The organism is Microbacterium sp. P2_F9 (assembly GCF_056403635.1).
Window position 1 is genome coordinate 1 of record NZ_JBFUFC010000245.1, and the last position, 4,742, is coordinate 4,742.

The following is a 4,742-nucleotide window of genomic DNA, read 5'->3' on the forward strand; positions in this document are numbered from 1 at the left end:
CCCCTCGCCCTGATCGGCGAGACCCCCGACCTCGCCGCGCGCGCCCGGCTCATCGCCCGGTGGACCGATCGGCTCACGGTCTTCACCAACGGCGCCGACATCATCGACGCGGCCGAGGAGGCCGAGCTCGCGGCATCCGGAATCATGGTCGAGCGCCGAGCGATCGACGACCTCGAAGGCGATCGCGGTGCGGTGTCGGCGGTGCGCCTGACGGACGGCACCCGGGTGCCGATCGACGGCGGATTCGTCCGGCCGCTCTGGCATCCGGCACTCGACTTCCTCTCCGGATTCGACGCAGACCGCGATGGAGACGGCCACCTCGTCGTGGACGCTTCCGGACGCACGTCGGTGCCCGGCCTGTATGCGGCGGGGGATGCCGCGGCCCCGGGTCCGCAGCAGCTCATCGTCGCCGCCGGCCAGGGTGCGCGCGCTGCCGCGGTGCTCGTGCACGATCTGGTCGGCGTGCGCACCGCCCACTGATCCCACCTGCATAGCCGGGCGGATTGAAGACCACTCGACGGCGCCGTGTCAACCCCATCGACCGTTTTCCTGATCCGGACGACGCTAGAACCATGACCGGACTCGCAGTCATCCTGCTCATCGTCGGAGTCGTCCTGCTTCTGCTGGGCCTCTTCGTCGAGGCAGCCAAGTTCCTCCTCTGGATCGGAATCGTCCTGGTGGTCGTCGCGATCATCGCCTGGCTGTTCCGCTATATCCGCCGCGGAACCTGACGGATGCCTCGAGACGAGCGGGACCATAACCCGGTGGCGATACGCCACCCCTAGGAAAAGGAGATGCACATGGGTATCGGAGACGACATCAAGCACACCGCCGAAAAGGCGACCGGCAAGGTCAAGGAAGAAATCGGCGACGCGACCGACAACGAGCGCCTCGAAGCCCAGGGCAAGGTCGACCAGGCCAACGCCCAGGCGAAGAAGGTCGGCGACGACGTCAAGGACGTCTTCAACAACTGACCTGCAGTTCCGATGCCCCCCGCTCCGTCAAGCGGGGGGCATCGGTGCGTCCGGAGGGTGCTCGGGCAGTTCAGCGCCTCGTCTGCTCCGACCCCGACAGTCGCTGCGCGAGGTAGATGGGCACGATCGAGACGACGACCATCACCACGGCGATGACCGAGACGATCGGCGCCTGGTTGGGCCGGAACATGTTGTTGAGGATGAAGATCGGCAGCGTCGTCACGCCCGAGCCCGCGGTGAAGGTCGTCACGATGATCTCGTCGAAGCTCAGCGCGAACGCGAGCAGCGACCCGGCCAGGATCGCCGACCGCAGCTGCGGGAACGTCACCAGCCGGAAGGTCGTCCAGACGCCCGCGCCGAGGTCGGCGGAGGCCTCTTCGAGGTTGATGCCCATGCGCCGCAGACGCGCGATCGCATTGTTGAAGACCGTGACGATGCAGAAGGTCGCGTGCGCGATGACCACCGTCCAGATCGACAGCGGAATGCCCATGATCGTACGGAAGAAGTTGTTCAGCGCGATGCCCGTGATGATGCCGGGGAGTGCGATCGGCAGGATCACGAGAAGGTTCACCGCGCTGCGGCCGAAGAAGTCGAACCGCTGCAGGGCGAGTGACAGAAGTGTGCCGAGCACGATCGATATGAGCGTCGCGACGATCGCGATCTGAACGCTTGTGAGCACTGCCCCGACCGCGCCGGCGGACTGGAAGGTCTTGACCCACCACTCGAGCGTGAAGCCCGGCGGGGGCCAGGCGAGCGACGTCGACGTCGAGAACGAGTTCACGAGCACGACGAACAGCGGCACGTAGACGACCACCAGGATCAGGACCGTGACGATCCCGAGCGTGACGCGGGCGGACTTTCCGAGTCGCATCGGGGTCTCCTAGAGATTGTCCAGGGCGCCCGTGCGTCGCACGAGGGCCAGGTAGCCGAAGATGATGACGATCGGGATGAGCGCGATCGCGGCCGCGAGCGGCAGGTTGTTCGCGGCACCCACGTTCGTGTAGACCAGGTTGCCGAGCATCTGGGTCGTGCCGCCGACGATGTTCACGGTGATGTAGTCGCCGAGTGTCAGCGAGAAGGCGAAGATCGTGCCCGCAATGATCGCGGGCATCGCCAGCGGGAGCACTACGAGACCCAGCGTGCGCCAGCTCCTGCCACCGAGATCCGCGGATGCCTCGAGCAGTGAATCGGGCACACGCTCGAGTCCGGCGTAGATGGGCAGGATCACGTACGGCAGCCACAGGTACGCCAGCGTGATGATCGCCGCGGTCAGTCCGTACCCGGGCGTATGCAGGCCGAACGGCGCGAGAACCCACTCCAGGATGCCGTCCTGAGAGAGCACCGACCGCCACGCATAGGCCTTTACGAGATAGCTCGCCCACAGTGGCATCAGCACCGCGATCACCAGCAGACGCTGGACGCGAGGCGTGGCCACTTTGGCCATGAAGAAGGCGATCGGCAGGGCGACGACGACGTCAATGAGCGTCACGGCCAGGGCGATGCCCACGGTGCGCAGGGTCACCGTCTGGTAGAGCGCGCCGGTGAGCACCGTGATGATGTTGTCGAGCGTCCAGTCCGTGACGATCTCACCGGTGAAGCTGTCGACCTTCCAGAACGCCGTGATCAGCAGCAGCACGAGCGCGACGATGTACACGACGCCCAGCCAGAACAGCGGCGCACTCAACAGCAGCCCGAGTCGGGCGCGCGGGTGTGTGCTCAGCCACGCCGACGCGCGCCGGTTCGGCGTCACGCGCGGCACCGGCACCGCCCTCGTCGGCGGGGACAGGTGGATCGAGTCGGTCATCGTCTTCCTCGGTGTGAGCCGGGGGCGGCTGCGGAGCCGCCCCCGGCTGTCGGTCGGGCGTCAGCCCTTGATCTCGGCCCAGGCTTCGGTCCACTTGGAGTAGTCGACGCACTCGACGTCGGTGCGACCGTCGACGCAGTCGGCGATCGGCGTGGTCCAGTACCAGATCTGGGACGCGTACTCCGCGTCGCCGGCGTGGTAGGCCTCGCAGTCGTCGCGGTAATCGCAGGCGGCGTCGCTGGACGGCGCCTCACCGAAGTACGCGGTCGCCTGAGCGTTGACCTCGGGGCTGGCGATCCAGTCCAGCCACGCGTAAGCGCAGTTGGGGTTCTTCGCCTGCGATGCGATCATCCACGTGTCCGACCAGCCGGTCGCGCCCTCTTCGGGCAGGACCACATCGGTGGTCGCGCCTTCGCCGGCGAGGACGTTCTGGATGACCTGCCATGTGGTGCCGGCGACCGAGTCGCCGGTCTGGAAGGCCTGGATCTCCTTGAGGTAGTCCGACCAGTACTCGCCGACGTGCGGGCGCTGCGCCTTCAGCAGGTCGACCGCAGCCTGGAACTGCTCCTCGTCCAGCGCGTAGGGGTTCTCGATCCCGAGGTCCGGCTGGTGCGCCATGAGGTACACCGCGGCATCGGCGATGTAGATCGGCGAGTCGTACGCGGTGATGTTGCCGCTGTAGTCACCCGCTCCCTCGAACACGACCTCCCACGACGTCGGCGCCGGGGTCACGATCTCCGTGTTGTACATCAGGAGGTTGGCGCCATAGCCGTGCGGAACGCCGTAGGACTGGCCGTCGACCGAGTTCCAGGCCTGCTCCTTGAGGAAGTCGTAGACGCCCGCGTAGCTGGGGATGAGGTCGGTGTTCACCGGGGCGACGTCGCCCGCGGCGATGAGGCGGAGGGTCGCGTCGCCCGAGGCCGCCACGACATCGTACTCGCCGGTCTTCATCAGGCTGACCGCCTCGTCCGAGGTGCCGTACGACTTCGAGGTGACCATGCATCCGGTCTTCTCCTCGAACCCGGTCACCCAGTCGACGGCGGGGTCGTTGCTGCCGTCTTCGACGTAGCCGGGCCAGGCGATGATCGAGACCTGACCTTCCATCTCGCCGAGCTCGTCGGCCTCCTCTGACGGGGCTGCGCTGCCACCGCCTGACGTGCCGCAGCCGGCCAGGATGGCGATCGAGCCGATCGCCAGTGCGGTCGCGGCATATCGCGCCCCGCGTGTCATTCGCATCATGGTGTGCTTCCTCTCTCGGTGTGCTGTGGTGCTGTGCTTCCCGGGCCGTGGCCCGCGGATCGGTGCCGGCTCACATGCCGGGCGGAACGACGAGCGGCACGACATCCGCGTCGTGCCAGGTGACGTGCACGCGATTGCCGCGCTCCTCGTCGGCGTCGCGAGCCCGGTCGTTGGGCTCGAGCACCGTCACGCGCATACCCGCGTCGAGATCGATGACACGACGGATGCCGCTGCCGAGGTAGATCGATTCCACGAGGGTGCCCGGAGCCGAGCGCTCGCCCGCGCCGGTCGCCGGCTGACTGCCGAGCGTCAGCTTCTCCGGGCGGATCGAGTGCTCTCCCGCGCGTCCGATCAGCGAGGTGGAGCGATCGAGGTCGAACAGGTTGGAGGTCCCCACGAAGTCGGCCACGAAGCGCGACGCCGGCCGCTCGTAGAGATCCCTCGGCGTCCCGAGCTGCTCGATGCGGCCATCGTGGAAGACGGCAACCCGATCGGAGAGTGTCAGCGCCTCCTCCTGGTCGTGTGTGACGAAGATGAACGTGATGCCGAGGTCGCGCTGGATCTGCTTGAGCTCCACCTGCATCTGCTCGCGGAGCTTGAGGTCGAGGGCGCCGAGCGGCTCGTCCAGCAGCAGCACCTTGGGCTGCACGACGGTCGCGCGGGCGAGGGCGACGCGCTGACGCTGACCGCCGGACAGCTGCGAAGGCTTGCGCGCGGCCATCTGC

At 67.3% G+C, this 4,742-nt stretch carries 7 protein-coding genes; 3 read left to right on the forward strand and 4 right to left on the reverse strand.

Features of this window, described 5'->3' with window-relative positions; all coding sequences use genetic code 11:
* From AC1DVT_RS17985 to AC1DVT_RS17995, 3 genes are all read left to right on the forward strand, one after another.
* Positions 1–480, forward strand: a 480-nt coding sequence (locus AC1DVT_RS17985) for an FAD-dependent oxidoreductase (RefSeq protein WP_477390510.1), incomplete at its 5' end; no start/stop codon positions are given.
* 92 nt (positions 481–572) lie between these two features.
* Positions 573–731 carry a hypothetical protein gene (locus tag AC1DVT_RS17990; protein ID WP_457099624.1) on the forward strand — a complete coding sequence of 53 codons (159 nt, stop codon included), beginning with the start codon at positions 573–575 and terminating at the stop codon, positions 729–731.
* A gap of 69 nt (positions 732–800) precedes the next feature.
* Positions 801–974 carry a CsbD family protein gene (locus AC1DVT_RS17995; RefSeq protein ID WP_457099625.1) on the forward strand — a complete coding sequence of 58 codons (174 nt, stop codon included), beginning with the start codon at positions 801–803 and terminating at the stop codon, positions 972–974.
* 70 nt (positions 975–1,044) lie between these two features.
* Here the strand turns inward: AC1DVT_RS17995 and AC1DVT_RS18000 are convergent, their stop codons facing one another.
* The 4 genes from AC1DVT_RS18000 to AC1DVT_RS18015 all read right to left on the reverse strand — a co-directional run.
* A complete protein-coding gene (locus AC1DVT_RS18000; RefSeq protein WP_457099626.1) occupies positions 1,045–1,845 on the reverse strand; it encodes an ABC transporter permease in 801 nt (266 codons plus the stop codon).
* Positions 1,846–1,854: 9 nt separating this feature from the next.
* Complete coding sequence (locus tag AC1DVT_RS18005; protein WP_477390512.1) at positions 1,855–2,778, reverse strand: ABC transporter permease; 924 nt, start codon at positions 2,776–2,778, stop codon at positions 1,855–1,857.
* Positions 2,779–2,838: 60 nt separating this feature from the next.
* Positions 2,839–4,008, reverse strand: a complete 1,170-nt coding sequence (locus AC1DVT_RS18010) for an ABC transporter substrate-binding protein (protein WP_477390514.1) — start codon at positions 4,006–4,008, stop codon at positions 2,839–2,841.
* A gap of 79 nt (positions 4,009–4,087) precedes the next feature.
* Positions 4,088–4,742, reverse strand: a 655-nt coding sequence (locus tag AC1DVT_RS18015) for an ABC transporter ATP-binding protein (RefSeq protein WP_477390516.1), incomplete at its 5' end; no start/stop codon positions are given.